This is a genomic window from Bradyrhizobium sp. UFLA01-814 (assembly GCF_046718885.1).
GTDB classification, from domain to species: domain Bacteria; phylum Pseudomonadota; class Alphaproteobacteria; order Rhizobiales; family Xanthobacteraceae; genus Bradyrhizobium; species Bradyrhizobium elkanii.
On record NZ_JAQOSR010000167.1, the window covers coordinates 1 to 18,795 of the forward strand.

Genomic DNA, 18,795 nt, shown 5'->3' on the forward strand with positions numbered 1-18,795 from the left:
GTGGAATACCGCGCCTCCTCCGGACTGGTTCTCGGCCCAGAGCTGACCGCTATGCGCCAGAACGATCGTCCGTGCGATGGACAGGCCGATGCCCATGCCCTGCTCCTTTGTGGTGAAGAACGGATCGAAGATGTCGTTCAGCCTGTCCTGCGGAATTCCCGGCCCGGAATCGCTGATGGAGATCACCGCCGACGCGTCCCCATTGACCTCCGTACGGCCGATGATGGTGCGCCCGTAGGGCATTTTGGCCATCGCGTCCATGCTGTTGACCACGAGGTTAAGAATGACCTGCTGCAACTGAACGGGGTCGCCTTTCACCCGCAGGGTCTGCGGTGAGGTCTGCAGGTAGATTGCGACGTTGCGCGCCGAGGCCTGCAGCTTGAGGAAATCGAATGCTTCCCGCATGGTCTGGTTGAGGTCGATCTCCTTCTTCTCAAATGGCGCACGCTTCAGCAGGCTGCGCATCCTGCGGATCACCTCGCTTGCACGCAGATCATCGCGCTTGATGTCGGAAATGATTTCCCGCACCTCCTGAAGGTCGGGCGTCGGCGAACTGAGGATCAGCTCCGCGCTCTCGGCATTGGTCAGGATCGAGCCCAGCGGCTGGTTGAGCTCATGAGCAATCGAGGACGAGAGTTCTCCGGCAGTGGCCTGCCGATTGATATGGGCGAGCTGAGACAGGCGATTGCGGGCTTCGACTTCGGCACTCCGCCGCATGTGACGCTCATGTAGCAGAAACGCAATCAGAGTTGTTTGAACCAATAATGCCGTGGCCAGGGCGACGGCCCGCCAACGATATTTTTCCAGGAAGGTCGGTTCGCGGAAGCGAATCTCGCTGCCTGGTGGCAGGTTGGCTTCGCTGACGTTCCAGCGATGCATCTGCCGCCAGTTGAAAATGGGCTTCACGGTATCGACAGCCGACGGCGGCAAGCTTTCCGGCGGCTCGCCATCCAGAATCCGCAGCGCCCTGCCCGCTGCTTCGGCACCGACCAGGGATGGGATGATGACAAATCCGCCGATGCCGCCCGGTTCGAGGAACGTCTCCGCCGCAACCACGATGGGACGATTTGCTCTCGCTGCGACAAATGAGAGGGCATCCGAGGGCGGATAGTAGTTGCCTTTGCCGTCGCTGTAGAGGCCGGTGTAGATGATCGCGCTATGGTCGGGAAGCGCTGCGACCCGCTCGACGATATCAGGCATCGGACGTCCGATGATCTCGACGATGTCGAGTCCCGGAATGCCGGCCGCCGCCTGGTCTTTCCAATTACGAAACAGAACCTGCCGCCCCCAGTCTGCGCCAACGAGCACGATGGTCTTGAGCTCCGGCACGACGGCGCGGGCGGCCGTGACGGCATCCTGGAGCTTCGATGCCACGATGCCGCCGGTCACGGAGGCCGGCGGTCGCAATCGCTTGAAATCGGCCTCTTCGACCAGCGCAAACACGACTGGCGTATCGGGCCAAAGCTGCGGACGCCAGCGGAGCGCCAGTTCAAGCGCAGCCGCTCCAATGGTGACCACGACGCCGATCGGCCGATCGCGATATTTCGCCTCGAGAAACCGCCGGACATTCTCCTGATAGGCTTCGCCACCGAAACGATTGAGATCGAGGCTCTCCGTGTAGACGGTGGTCGGCGCGTGACCGTGAGCGCTCACCGCATCCCTCAAGCCAACGAACACCTGGTAGTAGAAGGGGCCACGTCGATCGGACTGGTCCAGCACCAGCATGGAATGCGGGCGCATCTCTTGCGCCCGGAGCACAGCCGGCGCCAACAGCGCAGCCAGCAGGATGACCAGTCCAGAGAGCCGAATTGCCTTGCCCATAGCGTTCGGAGCCGGAGACCAACGGGTTCAAAAAATAGCACCCGGTTATCGGCGTGAATATTGAAAAGTAATCTAAGATGGTGCGCATCAATTGCGAACAAATTGCCGCATTTGGCGCACCCTGTCCTTTAGGACAATGACCTCAAGACCAATAGAGACTGGCCGGGCCCTGTCGTAGTCATTGCGCGCGGACAAGCATTTCGAGCCGCCGCGGACGCTGCAACAGTCGTTACCCAAGAGAGTTAGTCCATGTTCGCTCGCGTCAATATCAGACCGGCCAATGTACCGAGCATCCTCGGCGGGCTGACCGCCCGGCACGCCAACTGCACCACCAGCGAATTCCACTACAGGAAAGGCACCGAGATCTACGGGGAGAAGGAGCCGGCGGAGTACGTCTACCAGGTCGTTTCGGGGGCGGTCCGCAGCTACAAGCTGCTCTCCGACGGACGCCGCCAGATCGGCGCCTTTCACCTTGTCGGAGACATCTTCGGCCTCGAGAATGCCGAAACCCACCGCTTCACCGCCGAAGCCATCGTCGACACGAACGTGCACCTGATCAGGCGGATGAGCCTCGAACGCGTGGCCGATTCCGATTTCGCCCTGGCTCGCAACCTGCTGGTCATGACCACCAGCAACCTGCGGCATGCCGAAGAGCACATGCTGCTGCTCGGCCGCAAGACCGCATTGGAGCGGGTTGCCGCGTTTCTGCTCGAAATGGATCGCCGGCTGACCGGAGTCGGCGTCGTCGCCTTGCCGATGTGCCGGCGTGACATTGCCGACTATCTCGGGCTGACGCTCGAAACCGTGTCACGCGCGCTGTCCAAGCTGCACGCCTACGGCGCGCTCAACTTCCTTGGCTCGAACCAGCGCGAAATCATGCTGGTTGACCGCGACCAGCTGTCCAGGCTGGACAACTGACCGCGAGGTCAGGGGGATTTCGTGAGCGCCTCCTGACGCTCGATGGTCTTTTGCAGCACTTCGAACAGGACCGCGGTCGACCACCCGAACATGAGAATGCCGTTCATGGCCGCCATCGGTCCGATCAACAGCCACTGCTTGACCGGGATAACATCGCCATAGCCGAGCGTGGTGTAGTTCACGAAGGCGAAATAGAGCAGATTGCTGCCGGCGGGCGCTGCGCCGAGCACCCAATAGGCCAAGCTCCACACCACGATCTCGAGCGTGTGAGCCAGCATCAGCGCAAGCGCGGTGGCGACCATCACGCCGCTGAGCTGTAGCCCCGCCCGGCCGGCCGCGCTCAAGGCAACGTTGCGAAGCAACCCGATGGCCGCGACCGTCCAGAGCGAATGGATCGCGATGTTGATCGCGCTCACCGCCGATCCCACGAGGAGCTGAAACAGCATCATCGCTCTCCCGCCAGCCGGGCGCGGTCGTCCCGGATCCATGCCGTGATCAATTCCCAGGCGACCGCGAGAATGATTGGACCGATGAACAGGCCCACGATGCCGTGGGCGAGCGTGCCGCCGATCACGCCGACGAAGATGACGAGCGCCGGCGTGGTCAGGCCCCGCCCCATCACCAGCGGCTTCAGCACATTGTCGAGGACGCCGACGACCAGGAAGAAGAACGTGAGAGCGAGCGCCGTCGGGAAGTCCTTGGCCGACCATAGCCAGATGATGACCGGAAACAGCACGATTGCCGCCCCGATCTGCACGATCGCGAGCAGCATCACGACAAACGCCAGCAGCCCTGCGCTCGGGATCCCCGCCAGCTTGAAGCCAATGCCGGCCAGCAGCGATTGCAGGACGGCAACGCCAATGACGCCGCGGGAGACCGCCCGGATGGTCGCACCCGCAAGATCGAGGAAGTGCTCGCTCTGCTCCGGCACGATGCGGGACAGGAAGCTCCGGCACGCCGCTGCAAGCTGCGAGCCGTACGGAAACAGAAACCCTGCCACGACGACCGCCAGCAGAAACTTCACCATCCCGATCCCGGCATCACTGGCAAACGCAAACAGGGTCCCGGCCAACGGCTTCAGATGCGGCACGACCTCGCGCAGCACGGCGCGCAAATTGGTCGACGCCCGATCCCAGATCTCATGGAGTGGGCCGCCAATCAGCGGCCAATCCTTGATCTCGGGCGGCGGCGACGGCACGACAACGTGGCCGGCGCCCAGTTGTTCGGCGAGCTCCTTCATCCCCTCTACAGCTCCGATTCCGAGCCAGGTCGCCGGCCCGATGACGACTCCCAGAGAGATCAAGGTCAGCACGAGCGCCGCGATGCCGGCATGGCCGCCGAGCATTGCTGCGAGCCAGGTGAAGACGGGATAGAGCGCGACCGCGAGCACCACGCTCCAGGCCAGGATCGGCACGAACGGGCTGACCAGGACGAACGACCAGTAGATCAGCAGCGCCAGCAATCCGAGGCGAATTGCGAGCTGGATGAACTCGTCTCCGGTCACGAGCTGGCGCAGGGTTTTCAAGAGCGTGCTTTCGATTGAGCATCAGCAGCTACGCGGGAAGCGGTGCCATCGCCTCGCCGCGCACGGCTTGATTCAGATCAAGCGCGAGGCGTCCGGACTTTCACCGAAGAGGCGGCCCCGGTTCGGGCAGGAATCTGGGCGCTCCAACTTCGCCGGGATGCGTTCGCGGTCGGGATCACGAGCGCGATCGCGCCCCCATAGGGCGGCGGCCTGCCTATCCGCGGCAATTGTCCCAAGGCGAAGGATCAATCGTCCGCACCGCCCCCTCGCCACTTTGATTCAAATCAAGCTTCGGCCGGCCGCGGCTGACAGGCTCGGCATGCTCATGGACCGGAAAGCAGCTCTCGATTTGGCTGCCTTTCGATCACGACTGCCTGTGTCACCCCGATGTGGAGGACGTCATGAAGAATACCAAGACCCTGCTGGCCTTGATCCTGCTTGCGAGCATGGTCGGCATTGGCGCTGGCCAGGCGGCGCCGCTGCCGACCAACGTCGCGGCCATGAAGGGCATGGTCGAGAACAATACCGTCCTTCAGGTGCGCTGGGGCGGCTGGCGCGGCGGCGGCTGGGGCTATCGCGGTTGGCGAGGCTACGGCGGCTGGGGAGGCTATCGTGGATGGGGCTATCGAGGCTGGGGCGCCGCGGCCGCCGGTGCGCTCGTTGGCGGAGCCATCGCGAGTTCGGCCTACTATGGCGGGTATCCCTACTATGGCGGTGGATACGGCTATGGCTACGACTATTGCCCGCCGGGCGGAGGCTATGGCTATGCGCCGGCTTATTACGCTCGGCCGCGCTACTATGGATGGTAGTCTGGACATCGGATGCCAGGGCGGCCTTCGGTGATGTCACCGCAGGCCGAGCAGCGAACGCCGGTAGCCGCTCTCGCGCGCTTCATTCCTGCACACGAAGCCGCCATCGAAGCCCCTGGCATAGCGCTTTGCCCTTTGAGGTAGTAGCGTCCGCGCCGAAAATCGAGCCAGACCACGCTATCGCCGGGGCAATGCCGCTGAGCCTGGGCTTCATAGCGGAACGGCGTCAGCGGCAGCGCAGCCGTCTGTTGCGCGCAGCAAAACAGGAAGATCGCGGCGCAGGCCCCGACGCCCAACCTGGCCGCCTGACGGTCTCTGCGTCCGTTCGACTTTTCAGCCAATTTGAAGTGCATTCATTGCCGCTGGGAATGATCCGTGTCGCGCTGAAGACGATAGCTCATATTGTCAGAGCTTCGCTGGCGAGGCACCTCAGAACGACGAATTTGGCACCGCGCATGGCCAACATGAGGCTCGCTCAGGACGACAGCAATCCAAAGGCGATCGCCGCGGTCGACAGCATCCCGGCCGTCACGACCACGACCCTGAAGGCAATATCGCCGTCGGCCAATTCAAGCCAGCGATGCAGCCAATTGCGAACGCCAGCCGGCTGGCTTACGCCACGCACTCGTCGAAATCTGTCGCTGGGGTACCCCATGACTGCCATTTTAGATCGCGGTGGAATGGAGAGACCAGTGCAGCTTGTGCCAAGCAGTCAGGATCACGTGCGACGGCTTGACTGACCCAATTGGGCCATGCGAAGCGGTTCGGCCGAAGTCCGCTCAACCGGCGTCCTAGCTTCCCTTCGAGCCGGTGGCGTTCCGCATCGGACGTTCCTGCTCCGACGCGCTCTTCGAGGGCGCCGCGCCGCACATGGAGCTGCTCTTCGGTTCCTCGGCCGCCGTGCGCGCGGTGCGGTCAAACGGATTCCGCTCCACGACCTTCAGCGAAGCGAGCTCTTCCTTGTTCAAGAAGGAGATCTTTCCCGGCGGAGTCATCACCATCTTGCCGATGGCCGCCGGAGCAATACGGAGCTTGGCCGACAACCTCGCAAGCTTGATCGTGTCACGAATCGTTCGACTGTCCTCGTTGCCGTGTAGATTGGAAACCGAGTGGACGCCGATCTTGGCATTTGGCGCCACATAACGCTTCCTGCTCGCCAGGAAAATAAAAGCGCATGCCGAGTCGCATTCTCCGGAAACGTAAGTGGCGATTTGCCTCTGGTGCGCGAGCATGGCGATTCGGAAGCCTTCGTAGAGAGACCCGCCTCGGGAATCGAGATCGAGGCCAACGATCCGGCGCTCAGTCGCCAGATATCCGCGAAAGCGGACAAAGTCCCCATCCCTGACATCTCCACTGAGCTTCAAAACATCTCCAAAACATCCTCGGACACGGGAAAACTCCATCGCGAGACAGTTCGTCGACGTCAGCACGACCGCGATGCTCAAAACGCATCCTGCAATCCGCATCGAGCGAACCGCAGGCGCTCGAGAATGAAGCTGACCCGTTGCGACATCGCTTCGGGGTGGCCGCACCCCATGCGCGGCGCTCCGGCTCGTTGCCTGGGCGTCGATAAATGTTGCGCGGAGGACCCTCAAAGCGTGCTTCCTGGCTGCCACGACGCTCCCCATCTGACCCGGGACCTCACACGATTGAGAGAGCATCGAAGCGCATCGTGGGTTGATCTGAATCAAACCCAATTCAGCAAGCGCGCAGGCGGGAGCGCCAGTTTGACTTCTAGAGAGGGACGCAGGCCCTCACGCGCACGCTCTGTGCCGAGAGCAAACATCATCTACGGACTTTACGATCAGCCAGTCCAACCCAGTATCGGGATCACGAAGAACTTTCAACCTAAGCCATTCATTTGGTTTGTTTATTTTTATTGCCCGATCCTTGAAGGGATTGGACCGACTGAGGAAGCCCATTCAGGTTAAAAATGCGAGATCAATCGACGCTCCGCGCGAACTGCTGGTTGCCAAGGCAACCTAACGCGGGATGCGACGTCTCGATGGTGCAGCGTCCCGAAAGCCGCCGCTTGCGCCCCACGGCTTGGGCGATGGCGGCTCACGCGCACGGGACAGCGCTGTTCGCGACGCGCCATCTTGTGTAGACTTTCACGGCATCCCGATCAGTTTGGGAGAACGACAATGAAAGTCTTCTTGCTCGCCTGCGTCGTCGCCATCGTTGTGGCGGCGATCGGGGCGTTGGCGCTAAACCGCGTGCAAGAGCCGGTCGCACAGGCCTTTGCGACGACGGGCGTACGGCTGTAGCGCGTCCGCGTCGAACGGCCGCGCGCCCTGCCTACTCCGCCGCGGTAACGGAGGGCTGGGGTCGGGCGTCGCGCGCATTCTCCTCCTCAAGCCAGAGGCTGTGGTGCTCCCTGGCCCAATTGACATCGACGGTGCCGCTTCCCATCGCCTCGAACGCGCCTTCCATGCCGATCGTGCCGATATAGATGTGCGCCAGCATCACTGCCGTGAAGAGCACCGCGACGATGGAGTGGACGATCTGCGCGAGCTGCATCCCTTCGATGCCTGACAGGTAGAACGGGAACATCAGCGCATATCCCGTCGCTGCCACCAGACCTCCGCCGATGACCACGATCCAGTAGACCGCCTTCTGGCCGGCGTTAAAACGATAGGCTGGCGGGTGATCGTGCCCGACGATGCCGCCACCGCGCTTGATCCACTCGACATCCGCCCTGTTCGGGATATTGCCGGCGATCCACATCAGGAAGATCAGCACGACGCCAATGGTGAACGGGAAGCTGAGATAGTTATGAACATACTTTGCCCATTGCGACCATTCGGAAAACGCCTCGTGGCCGATCAGCGGCAGAAGCAATGGACGTCCAAAAGTGACGTTCAATCCCGAGATCGCCAGAATGATGAAGCAAGTCGCCGTCATCCAGTGCACGAAGCGCTCGAACGCACTAAAGCGCACGATGGTCCGGCCCGAACGCCCGCTCTGCAACCGCACCATCCCGCGGCTGAGATAGAAGATGACCAGCGCCGCCAGCATGCCAACAATCGCGATGCCACCGATCCAGCGCAGCGTCACATTCCGGAACTCGCGCCACTCACGGCCGGCGGGCTGCTCGAGAACCCCCGAGCGCTGGTCGGGAATGCTGACGCGTCCCTGCACCCGGTTCAGTTCCTGCAGCAGCTGTTGCTCCTTGACCGAACTTGCGGTCGGGTTGACCTGCTGGGCCATGGACGGGGAAGCCGCGGAGACGAGCAGCAGGAGTCCAGCCACGCCAATGACGAGCCGAACAAATCGTGCAAAACACGCCATAAGGTCCTCCCGATATCGACGCGACCCGCGCTAGGTCGTCGTCAGGACTCGATCGTCTCGCGATAGGCGGTCTTCCAGCCCCATGCGCCCGAGCCGTAGCCGCGCTTCAGCACGCGCTCCTTATAGATCTGCGCAATGATCTCGCCGTCGCCGGCGAGCAGCGACTTGGTCGAGCACATCTCCGCGCACAGCGGCAGCTTGCCTTCGGCAAGCCGGTTTGCACCGTATTTCTCATATTCTTCCTTGCTGCCATCGGCCTCGGGGCCGCCGGCGCAATAGGTGCATTTGTCCATTTTTCCGCGCGAGCCGAAATTGCCGACCTTCGGATATTGCGGCGCGCCGAACGGACAGGCGTAGAAGCAGTAGCCGCAGCCGATGCAGAGATCCTTGGAGTGCAGAACCACGCCGTCGGCGGTGGTATAGAAACAGTTCACCGGACATACCGCCGCACAGGGCGCGTCCGTGCAGTGCATGCAGGCCATCGAGACCGAGCGTTCGCCCGGCTTGCCGTCGGCGATGGTGACGACCCGGCGGCGGTTGATGCCCCAGGGGACCTCGTGCTCGTTCTTGCAGGCCGTGACGCAGGCGTTGCACTCGATGCAACGGTCGGCGTCGCAGAGAAATTTCATACGTGCCATCGTCGTTGCTCCCTTATGCCGCCGCGATCTGGCAGAGAGTGACCTTGGGCTCCTGCATGCCCGTCGCGGGATCGTATCCGTAGGTGGTGATCGTGTTCGCGCTTTCGCCGAGCACGATCGGATCAGTGCCCTTCGGGTAGTTGCCGCGAAGATCCTTGCCCGCAAGCCAGCCGCCGAAATGGAAGGGCATCCATGCAACGCCCTTGCCGACCCGCTCGGTGACGAGCGCCTTCATCCTTGCCCTGGAATTGTTCTCGGCGCCGGTGACCCAGACCCAGCCGCCGTCCTTGACCCCGCGATCGGCCGCATCGGCAGGATTGATCTCGATGAACATGTCCTGCTGCAACTCGGCGAGCCACGGGTTGGTGCGCGTCTCCTCGCCGCCGCCCTCATATTCGACCAGCCGGCCGGACGAGAGGATGAGCGGAAACTGCTTTGCAATGCCCTTCTCCACCGCGGCCTTCTGCACGGAGAATCCGATATTGGGCATCCGGAACTGCTTGGCGTCGGGCAGCGTCGGGTATTTGGCGACGAGATCGACGCGTGGCGTATAGATCGGCTCGCGGTGAACAGGGATCGGATCCGGCAAGCCGAACGCATTCATGCGCGCCTTGCCGTTGCCGTAGGGCACGCAGCCATGCGCCAGCGCGATGCGCTGAATGCCGCCCGACAGATCGAGCGACCACGACACTGTATCCGGATTGGCCGGATTGATCTTGTTGATCACGGCCATTTCCGCTTCGGTGAGCTCGGTGTCCCAGCCGAGCTTCTTCAGGCTCGCCAGCGTGAATTCCGGATAACCATCCTGGATTCCCGACCCCAACGAATACGCGCCGTCCGCGAGCAGGCTCACCTTCCGCGTCGTGCCGTCCGGCAGCTTCTCCTCGCGCTCGACGCCGAACCGCGGCCGGAACGTGCCGCCGCCGTCCATCACGTGCAGATTGGTGTTGTAGAGCAGCGGCGTGCCGGGGTGCTTGACCTCGGGTGATCCCCAGCACGGCCAAGGCAGGCCGTAATAGTCGCCGCCAACCTCGGGATCGTCCTTCGGCGCCCGCATCGTCAGCATGTCGAACTTCGCCTGGTTCTTCATGTGCGCCTTGAGGCGCTCGGGCGATTGTCCGCAATAGCCGGTCGACCAGCTGCCGCGGTTCATCTCGCGCAGCACGTCCTCGGCCTCGGGCAGATTGTTCTCGACCTTGATCTTCTTGAACATCTGGTCGGCGAATCCGAGCTTCTTCGCCATCAGATAGATGATTTCGAGATCGTCCTTCGACTCGAAGATCGGCTTCACGATCTGCTCGCCCCATTGCAGCGAGCGGTTGGAAGCGACGCGCGAGCCCTTGCACTCGAACTGCGTAGCGACCGGGAGAATGTAGACGCCATCCGTGCGCCCCGCCTCGACCGCGAGCGAGGCCCAGGTCGTCGGATGCGGATCGGCGATGACGAGCAGCTCAAGTGCCTTCAGGCCGTTGAGGGATTCAGGGATACGGGTGATGCTGTTGGAGGCGTGTCCCTGCACGAACACTGCCTTCACGTTGTCCTTCTGGGCAACCTGTTCCTTCGGCAAAGTCACCGCTTCGAACCAGCGGGTCAGCGGAATGCCGGGGGTTTCCATGATCTGCTTGGAATCGAACCGCGACTTCAGGAAGTCATAGTCGACCTCCCAGACCCGCGACCAGTGCTTCCAGGCGCCTTCGGCGAGGCCGTAGTAGAACGGCAGCGTGACGATATCGAGCCCGACATCGGTCGCGCCCTGCACGTTGTCGTGGCCTCGGAAGATGTTGGCGCCGGCGCCGGCCTTGCCGACATTACCGGTCATCAGCAGCGCGATGCAGCTCGCCCGTACATTGGCGGTGCCGACGGTCTTCTGCGTCTGGCCCATGGCCCAGATCAACGTTGCCGGCTTCTCGGTGGCGAACATCTTGGCGACGCGCTTGAGCTGCTCGCCGGGAATCCCGGTGACGCGCTCGACTTCGTCAGGAGGCCATTTCTCAACCTCCTTCTTGAGGTCGTCGAAACCGTAGACGCGCTGCCGGATGAACTCCTTGTCTTCCCAGCCATTCTGGAGGATGTGCCACATCATGCCGTAGAGCACCGGAATGTCGGTACCCGGCCGCATCCGCACATATTCGGTCGCGTGCGCGGCGGTGCGCGTCAGGCGCGGGTCGATGACGATGAAGTTGGCCTTTTGCAGCTCCTTGCCCTCGAGCAGATGCTGCAGCGAGACGGGATGCGCCTCGGCCGGATTGCCGCCCAGGATGACCTGCGTCTTCGCATTGCGGATGTCATTGTAGCTGTTGGTCATCGCGCCGTAGCCCCAGGTGTTGGCGACGCCGGTGACGGTGGTTGAATGGCAGATGCGGGCCTGGTGATCGGTATTGTTGGTGCCCCAGAACGCACCGAGCTTGCGGAACAGGTAGGCGCCTTCGTTGGTCATCTTGGCCGAGCCGAGCCAATAGACGGAATCGGGACCCGACTTCTCACGTACAGCCTGGAACTTGTCGCCGATCTCGTTGATCGCGGTGTCCCAGGAGACGCGGGTCCACTGCCCGCCAACCAGCTTCATCGGATAGCGCAGCCGCCGCTCGCTGTGCACGAGCTCACGCACGGAAGCGCCCTTGGCGCAATGCGAGCCGCGATTGATCGGCGAATCCCAGCTCGGCTCCTGACCGATCCATACCCCGTTCAGGACCTCGGCCGTCACCGTGCACCCAACCGAACAATGCGTGCAGATACTCTTGCGGACGGTCGCGCCCGCCGTAAGCGGACCGGCCACCGCGGCTTCCGCCTTGCGCACGCTGCCGAGCGGCAAGGTGCCGAACGCGGCGAGCGCGCCGCCGGCAAGACCGGATTTGCGCAGGAAGCTGCGGCGGTCGAGGCCACCTGCCTGATCTGCGGGGAAGCTGGCGGCGGAGCCTTGGCGCAGGGAACGCTGGTTTGTTCGCTTGATCAGCACGGTCAACCTCCCTTGGCCGGATAACGATTGACGCGGTAGAAGGCCTTGACGTGATCGGTTTCCTTGTAGCGCGCCTTGCGCTTCTCATCGTTGGTTTCGCTGTCGGCTTGCGCCGTCCCGACCAGCGGCGTTGCGAGTGTCGCGCCGGCGCCCACCGTGCCGACGCCGACCTTGCGCAGGAAATCGCGGCGCCCGACTGTGGTAGTCCTGTCTTCACTCATCGCATCTCTCCTGGACCTGCGGATGCAGGTCAGTTCGCGAACGTGAATGCTTCTGTCTCAATCTCGATAAAGGCGCGACCAAGCGCACCGACCGTACGATAGAAGACGGCGCTCTCCGCGCGCTCGATGTCGGCGAAAAGCCGCCCCATCCAGGACGCGACGTGTTTGCCGAAGAAGGCGCGCTGCGTGTCGAAGGGCGCCGGGAAACGGCCTCCCGCGAAGCCTGCCATGATCTCGCACAGGATAGCCGCGTGATCCTCCGGCTCGGAATTATTCGCGATGCGCTCGATCCCGGACGCGGCGAGATCGGCACGCAGACGCGACAGCGGCCGCTCGTTGAGAAAGCCGGTCAGATAGTAGGAGGCATAGGGCAAGAGCTCGCCGCGGCCAAGACCAGTGAACAGATCGAAATATTCGCGTTCGACCTTGGCCGCGACTGCATTGGCGGCGGATTCAGCCAGCGCGGCATGCGCGCGCCCGAGCGGGGTCGCATCGACGGTCAATGCAGCCAGTTGATCGAGCAGCTTCTTTGATGGTGCGGCGGACAACAGCGCCGCGAGCAGCAGATATTCCTGCGCACGTGCGGCATCGACAGAATCGATCGGCTGTTCGGAGAAGAGCGGCTCGCTGTACAGATCAGGCCGCAAATTATCGCGCGATATGCCGGTGGCGGCTTCGACAGCGATCACCCGTTGCGCGGGCACCTTGCTCCAGTTCGAAACAGAGGGCTGGCTGATGCCGATTTTGCGCGCAAGCTCCGCAACGCCGCCAGCGGCGTCAATGGCTCGCTCAAGGCCAGCATCACGCACGTGGACCTCCATCCAAGTCCCGTCTGCTGATTTTGCTTTTGTTACAAAGCGCTAGCAAAGCCTAGTCCCGGTCCAACGGGGGGTCAATCGACGCCATAGTCCGAGGCTATGGCCTTTCGTCGCGGTCCCTAGCGGGGCAGCGCACTGCCGTGCGTGCGGCGCTCAACCGACGGCCGTTCGCTTTCGGTGCTGTCGGCGACCGTTCGTTGCGTTGCAACAGGATCAGGTGCGGATCCCGTGGTCGCGGCTTCTTCGGCCGCGATGCCCGGCAACTCGACCTCGCACAATTCCTGCGAAGAATCCGCGACTTCAACCGAAGGCTCAGGCAGCGCCTCGGCCGGCTTGCTGAGGCCGCCGACGATCCTGTCGATGAGCGCGGTGAGCTCTGCCTCGGAGCAATCCAGCGGGCCAAAACCCGGCATCGCGGTCGGGTCGTTGAAGTCCCAGGCGTTCTCGGCGAGCCCGACAAAATCGCGGATGACGGGATCGGCGCTCCAGGCGCGACGAAGCGCCGCACGCGTCAACTCCTGCGGAATTCCCTTGCGCAGGAATGCCGTGATGTCGGTCGCCGACGTAATCGAGTCGATCGAAGGCAGGCTCGAAAGGTCGAATTCCGTGTCGTCGTCGTTCACGGCAGGCGGCAGCATCGACTGCATGTCGTCGCGCGTGGCCGGGTCCGGCTGCGTGGCGTTGGCCTTTGCCTCCTGCTTGCGACGGGACCAGCGCGCCAGGAACTTGTCCTCACTCATTCGTGTCCGCCTTCATGCTGACGGCGGGCGAGCGCCTCCGGATCGGCCTGCCGGCGCTTGCGCTTGAAGAACTCAGGCTCGACGTGGTGCTCGGCAATGAAGCTTTCAATCTGCTCACGCAGCATCTCCGGCATGGGGACGGCTTCGACCAGATTCGCACCGGCCTCCGTGAACGCCTCCCCTTCCGAAGGATCGGCGGTCGCGGCAGCCACCGAATAGGGCCAGGCGGCTTCCGCCGGCGACAATACGGTCCAGATGGCCGGACTGCCCGAGGCGAGATTGTCGCGATAGCGCGCCGTCTCGGAACCATAGAGATCGACCGTGGCGCTGCCGGCATAAAACAGCGTCGTCCCGTTCTCTTCGCGAAGCACGGTCCAGGGTTTGGTGTCCGGCTCGTCGGGCAGAACGGCAACCGCGCGCCAGACAAAGTCGGTCCACGGCGAATCCGCCTGATGCCGCTCGACCACGACGCCGACGGGAACGCGCACAAGCGGCAGCGCAGCCGGGCTCATGTCGCCATCTCCAGATGTTTGACCGGCAACCCCGTCAACAAATTCTGCGGCTTCATCCGCAGCTTCTGATCGGCGTTCATCGACAGAATGAGATAGACCGGCTCGCCCCGCATCTCGTCTGCGGCCGCGTTCGTGTCCGCAAATGTCAGGCGGAACAATGAGAGCACGCGTCCGGCGCTGCGGTCGTCGAGCTGCTCGCCATGCCAGAGACGGTCGCCGAGCCTGGTCGCATCGGCGTCGAGCCCGACATACCAGGTGAGACGTGCATCACGCAGCTCGCGCAGCGGCTCAATACTGACGTCGATCCCGAGCAGATGGGAGATCCATCGCGCCATCGCCAGCGCCAGCGCCGCCGGCCCGCGGCCGCCCGCGGTGAGGTCGAATGCCATGTCGAAATGGTCGCTTCGGCGCCAGTAGTCGTCAGCATTGTCCTCGCGCAAGACATCCAGCTCGGCATCGGTCACCGCCCCCAGCATCGACATCAGCGAGAGCACCGGGGTCGGATTCTGTCCACCGACGACCTCTTCATCGCCGAGCAGCAGGGCCTGCTCCTGCGGCAGGATGCGCTGCGGGCGGAAGAACAGCTCGGCTGCGCGCAGCACGAACGGATCATCGCAGCCGTCGAGCGCATTGCGCAGGATTACGTGCACAAGCTGATTGACGAACAGCGGCGGCAAGTCGTTCGTCCCGGACCGGACGGTTGCAAGATAGGCCTGCTCCAGCGTCGGATGCCGCACGAGGAGATCGCGGAAGGCAAGCACGAGCCGCCAGTTCTCCCGGGCATCCGCATCGACAATCGCTTCTATATCTTCCGCGCCGACCGGCCTGCGGGGAGAAGCGAGCAGCGCGCGGTGCAGCCGCCGCTCGACCGGACATGCTTCATTCGGCGGAATCAGCTCCGGACGAACGAAATAGGCCTTCAGGAACTCGTCGGTGACGCAAAGCCCGCCGTTCTCGTCGCGATCGAGCAGATGGTGGCCGCACGCGATCCAGAAATCATTCATCGGTGCTGCGGCTCCCCGCGCATATCGGCAAGCTTGAGATCAGCGTCGGGCTCGACATCGTCTTCGACTTCCATGAACGAGAACGCCTTGCTGTGTCCCTGACCCTGACGCAGTTGCAGCCTGCGGAACGACTCCCGGACTTCGCCGTCGCTCACCGAACGGTGAACGGCAATGAGCGAGCTGACCGGATGGTTGCAGAGCGACTGCGCGAAGGCGACCTCCTCTTCCGCCGCCGTCCGCGCGGTCGCCAGATCCGGCGCACCGAAACGATCGATCAGTTGCCTCGCGAGGCGGTCGATCAGTGCGCTGCAATCGTTCTCGGTCGCAGGCACAATCTGCACCAGCGTCGACCAGCCCCAGGATTGCACCCCGAGGAAGCCACTGCGGAACGCGACGCGCGCCTTGCCGGTCAGCTTCGTCGGATCCTGATCGCAGAAGCGGAAGGCACCGGAGACGGCCCATTCGCCCGGCTCGGCCGCCACATCGAAGACGAAGGTGTCGGAGGGATCGAGCGCGATGCTGCGGAGCAGTTTCACAGTCGCGGCCCTCCGAGCTTCGGATCGAACCAGGACGGCGTTCCGAGCGCCTTGACGAGCACGCTGCGCTCGATCCTGTCGGTACCGACGCGGCGCGTGAGGAGATCGCCGCCGTCATCGATCCGCAGCACGGTTCGCCGCTCGCGGGGAACCCGGCTGAGATAATCGCGCGCGAGGCTGCCAAAGCCATCGGTCTGCCAGCTATCGATCGCGCGCATCAGGTGCCGCGCAAAGCTCTCGGTCACCTGCACGGCTCCCGCTTCGCCAAACCCCTCCTCATCCAGCGCGGACGCGAGCGGATGGATGCCCGGTCCCTGATCGGCCATTGCGACCGTCCGGATCATGGCACCGAACACCAGCCAGGCAGGCGGCTCGTCCTCGCGCGCGGACGTCGGCCATCCCATCCGTCCGCCGCCGACCAGCCCACCGTCAATCGCGACGGCGTCGGGCCAGCCGATCGCGACCGTCTTGTGCGGCGGCGCATAGGCGCGCAGAGCGTCGGTGAGCGCAACCATGCCCGCATAAAAGACGCGCCGCGCGGTGCCCAAAGGCTCGCCCGGTTCGAGCACGACGGCGAATTCGGCAAGATCGAACCGCCCGACGCACACCAGCGTGCCGGCACCGCTTTTAGGTGCAATGCGGCAAGCGTGAGCAAAGGCATCTCCGCTCTCACGCAACCGGACGAGCGTAAATGGCGGCGGCAGATGGATCGCTTCCGCCACGGAGACGCGGCTGGTCGGGGTCGACCGCAAGGGCCGTCCTCCACTTTCCTTTTCCTTCCGATAGTGAATATCTATACGAGGTGAAGGAATGGCGCGAGTCCGCAAGACGGCGCCGCACCCGCGGAGAGATCGACCTGGAGCAGCCAGCGAAGACCGTCCTGATCTGCTCGTGTGAAGACACGATGCGCCTTGACGTGGCCGCGATCCAGCGGGGCTGTCCCAACTGCGAGATCAGGAGCCATCGTCATCTTTGCGGCGCGGAGCTCGAAGATTTCCGCGCCGCCGCAAAAGTCGACGGCCCGCTGACCGTCGCCTGCACGCAGCAGGCCGGCCAGTTCACCAATGAGATGGGCGAACGCCCTGGCGCGATCAACTTCGTCAACATCCGCGAGACGGCGGGCTGGTCGCGCGACGGCGCGAATGCGGGCCCGAAGATGGCGGCGCTGCTCGCGGCGGCGGCGATTCCCGCGCCGGACTATCCGCTGGTCACATTGTCGAGCGACGGCATCATCCTGATCTATGGGCGCGACGAGACCGCGATCGAGGCCGGCCGGCTGCTGGCGGACCATCTCGACGTCACGGTCATGCTCAGGAAGCCGGCAGACGTCGTGCCGCCTGCCGCGGCGGTGTTCCCGATCGTGAAGGGCACGATACGCAACGCGCGCGGGCATTTTGGTGGCTTCGAGCTCACGGTCGACGACTACGCGCAGCCGCGCCCGTCCTCACGCGCCCGCTTCGAGTTCGAAGCCCCGCGCAACGGCGCGATCTCGCGCTGCGATCTCGTGCTCGACCTCTCCGGCGAGCCGCCTCTGTTTCCCGCACACGATCTGCGGGACGGCTATCTCCGCGCGGATCCGAGAGATCCCGCGGCCATGCTGCGTGCGGTGCTTGCGGCCCGCGACCTCGTCGGAAGCTTCGACAAGCCGAGATATGTCGACTTCACACCCAGCCTCTGCGCGCATTCGCGCTCGAAGCTGACCGGATGCCATCGCTGCCTCGATTTGTGCCCGACCGGCGCGATCACGCCAGACGGCGACCATGTCGCAGTCAACGCGGAGGTGTGCGCGGGCTGCGGGCAATGCGCGGCCGCCTGCCCCACGGGAGCGGCATCCTACGCGCTGCCCCCCGCCGATACCCAGTTGCAGATCCTCCGCGCCATGTTGCGCGCCTATCGCGAGGCCGGCGGCACGCATCCGGTCCTGCTGCTGCACGACAGCCAGCACGGCACGCCGCTGATCGATGCGCTCGCCCGCCATGGCGACGGATTGCCGGCCAATGTGCTTCCCCTCGCCGTCAACGAGCTGACGCAGATCGGCCTGGAAGCCATCATCGGGGCCTTCGCCTATGGCGCGGCTGCCGTGCGGCTCCTGCTGCGCGCCAAGCCACGACACGACGTGACCGGATCCTTGCAGACGATCCGGATGGCCGAGACCATTCTTTCCGGACTCGGATTTGACGGCCGCCGTGTGAGCACGATCGAAACCGACGATCCCGACACCCTGGCCGAGCAACTGACGGGGATTGGTCCCCTCGCCGGCCTCGATAATCCCGCGACTTTCCTGACGGTCGGCAAGCGCGGCGATCTGCTTCGCTTCGGCTTGAGCGAGCTGCATCGCCTCGCCCCCAAGCCGGTTGACGTGATCGCCTTGCCCGAGGGTGCACCTATCGGTGCGATCACCGTCGATGTCGGCGGTTGCACGCTGTGCCTGTCCTGTGTTTCGGCCTGTCCAACCGGCGCGCTCCGCGCCGATCCCGACCGCCCCGTCCTCAAATTCGTGGAAGATGCCTGCGTGCAATGCGGTTTGTGTCAGAGCACCTGTCCTGAAAAAGTTATCAAGCTCACCCCGCAGATCGACTTCCGGGCAAGACGAGCGCCGGCGCGGGTGATCAAGGAAGAAGAACCGGCCCTGTGTGTTCGCTGTGGCACGCCCTTCGGCGTCAAGAGCACGATCGATCGGATCGCGACCAAACTCGAGGGACGGCATTGGATGTACCCTGCCGGGGACCGCCGGACCGAGACCTTGCGGATGTGCGCCGATTGCCGGGTCATTGTCATGAGCGAACAACAGTTCGATCCGATCCAGGACGTGCCGGAACGCGCGCCACCACGGACGACGGATGACTATCTGCGTCAACGCGAGAACAAGGACTAGCCGCATGCCTCGATTCACGATGGTTCTGTCGACGTGCATTGTCACCACGGTCCTCTCCGGCACGGCCGTCGAGGCAGCCCTTACGAAGGCGCAAAAGGTTGCCCTCAAGCAGGCGGTCGTCGCCTGCAAGG

At 63.6% G+C, this 18,795-nt stretch carries 19 protein-coding genes and 1 pseudogene; 5 read left to right on the top strand and 15 right to left on the bottom strand.

Features of this window, described 5'->3' with window-relative positions:
- Window positions 1-1,725 (bottom strand): ABC transporter substrate binding protein (locus PMN64_RS34860; protein ID WP_411783994.1); only part of this gene is annotated, 1,725 nt, incomplete at its 3' end.
- Between the two features lie 345 nt (window positions 1,726-2,070).
- Between PMN64_RS34860 and PMN64_RS34865 the strand changes: the two genes are divergently transcribed.
- Entirely contained in the window at window positions 2,071-2,739 is a 669-nt protein-coding gene (locus PMN64_RS34865; protein WP_028345019.1) for a helix-turn-helix domain-containing protein, read from the top strand.
- An 8-nt stretch (window positions 2,740-2,747) separates the two neighbouring features.
- Here PMN64_RS34865 and PMN64_RS34870 read toward each other — a convergent pair whose 3' ends face one another.
- Window positions 2,748-3,185 carry a potassium channel family protein gene (locus PMN64_RS34870; RefSeq protein ID WP_028345020.1) on the bottom strand — a complete coding sequence of 146 codons (438 nt, stop codon included), beginning with the start codon at window positions 3,183-3,185 and terminating at the stop codon, window positions 2,748-2,750.
- Window positions 3,185-4,264, bottom strand: a complete 1,080-nt coding sequence (locus PMN64_RS34875) for an AI-2E family transporter (protein ID WP_028345021.1) — start codon at window positions 4,262-4,264, stop codon at window positions 3,185-3,187. The genes PMN64_RS34870 and PMN64_RS34875 overlap by 1 nt, the downstream gene beginning before the upstream one ends.
- Before the next feature lie 401 nt (window positions 4,265-4,665).
- On the opposite strand from PMN64_RS34875, the gene PMN64_RS34880 reads away from it, so the two are divergent.
- Window positions 4,666-5,073, top strand: coding sequence for a hypothetical protein (locus PMN64_RS34880; RefSeq protein ID WP_259244233.1), 408 nt, complete (start codon window positions 4,666-4,668; stop codon window positions 5,071-5,073).
- A 36-nt stretch (window positions 5,074-5,109) separates the two neighbouring features.
- On the opposite strand, the pseudogene PMN64_RS34885 reads toward PMN64_RS34880, so the two are convergent.
- Window positions 5,110-5,369 (bottom strand): annotated as a pseudogene (locus PMN64_RS34885) (hypothetical protein).
- Here PMN64_RS34885 and PMN64_RS34890 point away from each other — a divergent pair.
- Window positions 5,265-5,813, top strand: coding sequence for a hypothetical protein (locus PMN64_RS34890; RefSeq protein WP_411784003.1), 549 nt, complete (start codon window positions 5,265-5,267; stop codon window positions 5,811-5,813). The pseudogene PMN64_RS34885 and the gene PMN64_RS34890 overlap by 105 nt on opposite strands.
- 51 nt (window positions 5,814-5,864) lie before the next feature.
- Here the strand turns inward: PMN64_RS34890 and PMN64_RS34895 are convergent, their stop codons facing one another.
- Window positions 5,865-6,518, bottom strand: a complete 654-nt coding sequence (locus PMN64_RS34895; protein ID WP_196238267.1) for an ATP-dependent Clp protease proteolytic subunit — start codon at window positions 6,516-6,518, stop codon at window positions 5,865-5,867.
- 699 nt (window positions 6,519-7,217) lie between these two features.
- Between PMN64_RS34895 and PMN64_RS34900 the strand changes: the two genes are divergently transcribed.
- Entirely contained in the window at window positions 7,218-7,340 is a 123-nt protein-coding gene (locus PMN64_RS34900; RefSeq protein ID WP_259244235.1) for a hypothetical protein, read from the top strand.
- A 31-nt stretch (window positions 7,341-7,371) separates the two neighbouring features.
- Here the strand turns inward: PMN64_RS34900 and PMN64_RS34905 are convergent, their stop codons facing one another.
- The 10 genes from PMN64_RS34905 to PMN64_RS34950 form a co-directional block, all read right to left on the bottom strand.
- The gene (locus PMN64_RS34905; protein ID WP_411783995.1) at window positions 7,372-8,364 is read right to left on the bottom strand and encodes a formate dehydrogenase subunit gamma; all 993 of its coding nucleotides are present in this window, start codon (window positions 8,362-8,364) and stop codon (window positions 7,372-7,374) included.
- Window positions 8,365-8,405: 41 nt separating this feature from the next.
- A complete protein-coding gene (gene fdh3B / locus PMN64_RS34910; protein ID WP_011088224.1) occupies window positions 8,406-9,002 on the bottom strand; it encodes a formate dehydrogenase FDH3 subunit beta in 597 nt (198 codons plus the stop codon).
- Window positions 9,003-9,015: 13 nt separating this feature from the next.
- The gene (locus PMN64_RS34915) at window positions 9,016-11,958 is read right to left on the bottom strand and encodes a formate dehydrogenase subunit alpha (RefSeq protein WP_304499658.1); all 2,943 of its coding nucleotides are present in this window, start codon (window positions 11,956-11,958) and stop codon (window positions 9,016-9,018) included.
- 2 nt (window positions 11,959-11,960) lie between these two features.
- Window positions 11,961-12,179 (bottom strand): twin-arginine translocation signal domain-containing protein, encoded by a 219-nt coding sequence (locus PMN64_RS34920; RefSeq protein ID WP_411783996.1) that lies wholly within the window; start codon window positions 12,177-12,179, stop codon window positions 11,961-11,963.
- A gap of 29 nt (window positions 12,180-12,208) precedes the next feature.
- Window positions 12,209-12,988, bottom strand: coding sequence for a Cro/CI family transcriptional regulator (locus tag PMN64_RS34925; RefSeq protein WP_304499657.1), 780 nt, complete (start codon window positions 12,986-12,988; stop codon window positions 12,209-12,211).
- 128 nt (window positions 12,989-13,116) lie between these two features.
- Entirely contained in the window at window positions 13,117-13,737 is a 621-nt protein-coding gene (locus PMN64_RS34930; RefSeq protein ID WP_411783997.1) for a DUF3306 domain-containing protein, read from the bottom strand.
- Window positions 13,734-14,249, bottom strand: coding sequence for a DUF3305 domain-containing protein (locus tag PMN64_RS34935; RefSeq protein ID WP_411783998.1), 516 nt, complete (start codon window positions 14,247-14,249; stop codon window positions 13,734-13,736). Before PMN64_RS34935 ends, PMN64_RS34930 begins: the two co-directional genes overlap by 4 nt.
- Complete coding sequence (locus tag PMN64_RS34940; RefSeq protein ID WP_411783999.1) at window positions 14,246-15,253, bottom strand: DUF6352 family protein; 1,008 nt, start codon at window positions 15,251-15,253, stop codon at window positions 14,246-14,248. The genes PMN64_RS34935 and PMN64_RS34940 overlap by 4 nt, the downstream gene beginning before the upstream one ends.
- A complete protein-coding gene (locus PMN64_RS34945; protein ID WP_411784000.1) occupies window positions 15,250-15,789 on the bottom strand; it encodes a DUF6505 family protein in 540 nt (179 codons plus the stop codon). The genes PMN64_RS34940 and PMN64_RS34945 overlap by 4 nt, the downstream gene beginning before the upstream one ends.
- The gene (locus PMN64_RS34950) at window positions 15,786-16,541 is read right to left on the bottom strand and encodes a biotin/lipoate--protein ligase family protein (RefSeq protein WP_411784001.1); all 756 of its coding nucleotides are present in this window, start codon (window positions 16,539-16,541) and stop codon (window positions 15,786-15,788) included. The genes PMN64_RS34945 and PMN64_RS34950 overlap by 4 nt, the downstream gene beginning before the upstream one ends.
- A 152-nt stretch (window positions 16,542-16,693) precedes the next feature.
- On the opposite strand from PMN64_RS34950, the gene PMN64_RS34955 reads away from it, so the two are divergent.
- The gene (locus PMN64_RS34955; protein WP_411784002.1) at window positions 16,694-18,664 is read left to right on the top strand and encodes a 4Fe-4S binding protein; all 1,971 of its coding nucleotides are present in this window, start codon (window positions 16,694-16,696) and stop codon (window positions 18,662-18,664) included.
- Window positions 18,665-18,795: the final 131 nt, after the last annotated feature.

Coding starts and splice junctions, on each gene's coding strand:
- PMN64_RS34865 (WP_028345019.1), top strand. CDS start 2,071: ATGTTCGCTCGCGTCAATATCAGACCGGCCAATGTACCGAGCATCCTC.
- PMN64_RS34870 (WP_028345020.1), bottom strand. CDS start 3,185: ATGCTGTTTCAGCTCCTCGTGGGATCGGCGGTGAGCGCGATCAACATC.
- PMN64_RS34880 (WP_259244233.1), top strand. CDS start 4,666: ATGAAGAATACCAAGACCCTGCTGGCCTTGATCCTGCTTGCGAGCATG.
- PMN64_RS34890 (WP_411784003.1), top strand. CDS start 5,265: ATGCCGCTGAGCCTGGGCTTCATAGCGGAACGGCGTCAGCGGCAGCGC.
- PMN64_RS34900 (WP_259244235.1), top strand. CDS start 7,218: ATGAAAGTCTTCTTGCTCGCCTGCGTCGTCGCCATCGTTGTGGCGGCG.
- PMN64_RS34905 (WP_411783995.1), bottom strand. CDS start 8,364: ATGGCGTGTTTTGCACGATTTGTTCGGCTCGTCATTGGCGTGGCTGGA.
- fdh3B (WP_011088224.1), bottom strand. CDS start 9,002: ATGGCACGTATGAAATTTCTCTGCGACGCCGACCGTTGCATCGAGTGC.
- PMN64_RS34920 (WP_411783996.1), bottom strand. CDS start 12,179: ATGAGTGAAGACAGGACTACCACAGTCGGGCGCCGCGATTTCCTGCGC.
- PMN64_RS34930 (WP_411783997.1), bottom strand. CDS start 13,737: ATGAGTGAGGACAAGTTCCTGGCGCGCTGGTCCCGTCGCAAGCAGGAG.
- PMN64_RS34935 (WP_411783998.1), bottom strand. CDS start 14,249: ATGAGCCCGGCTGCGCTGCCGCTTGTGCGCGTTCCCGTCGGCGTCGTG.
- PMN64_RS34940 (WP_411783999.1), bottom strand. CDS start 15,253: ATGAATGATTTCTGGATCGCGTGCGGCCACCATCTGCTCGATCGCGAC.
- PMN64_RS34955 (WP_411784002.1), top strand. CDS start 16,694: ATGCGCCTTGACGTGGCCGCGATCCAGCGGGGCTGTCCCAACTGCGAG.